This is a genomic window from Corynebacterium sp. HMSC074A09, assembly GCF_001811545.1.
Lineage (GTDB): Bacteria > Actinomycetota > Actinomycetes > Mycobacteriales > Mycobacteriaceae > Corynebacterium > Corynebacterium hiratae.
On the sequence record NZ_KV805149.1, the window covers coordinates 1 to 448 of the forward strand.

A 448-nucleotide genomic window follows, 5' to 3' on the forward strand; every position below is an offset into this window, starting at 1 on the left:
TTGTTGTGTTGGTTGTGTGTTCGTTATTTAGGGCGCATGGTGGATGCCTTGGCATGCTGAGCCGATGAAGGACGTGTAAGGCTGCGTTAAGCCTCGGGGAGTTGTCAATAAAGCGTTGATCCGAGGATGTCCGAATGGGGAAACCTGGCACCTGTTATGGGGTGTTACCCTTCAGTGAATTCATAGCTGTTGTGGGGGTTTACGCGGGGAAGTGAAACATCTCAGTACCCGTAGGAGAAGAAAATAAAATATGATTCTGCTAGTAGTGGCGAACGAACGTGGATGAGGCTAAACCGTGTGCATGTGATACTTGGTAGGGGTTGTGTGTGCGGTGTTGTGGGCCCCAATGTAAATCAGCTACCACTGGTTTGCTTGTGTGTTGTTGTTAGGTGAAGTGGTGTGGAAACGCCTACCGTAGAGGGTGATAGTCCCGTAGTTGAAGGCTTCA

At 49.6% G+C, this 448-nt stretch carries 1 rRNA gene; it reads left to right on the forward strand.

Annotated elements, in window-relative coordinates:
• Positions 1-16: 16 nt before the first annotated feature.
• Positions 17-448 (forward strand): 23S ribosomal RNA (locus tag HMPREF2807_RS14030); the annotation flags it as partial.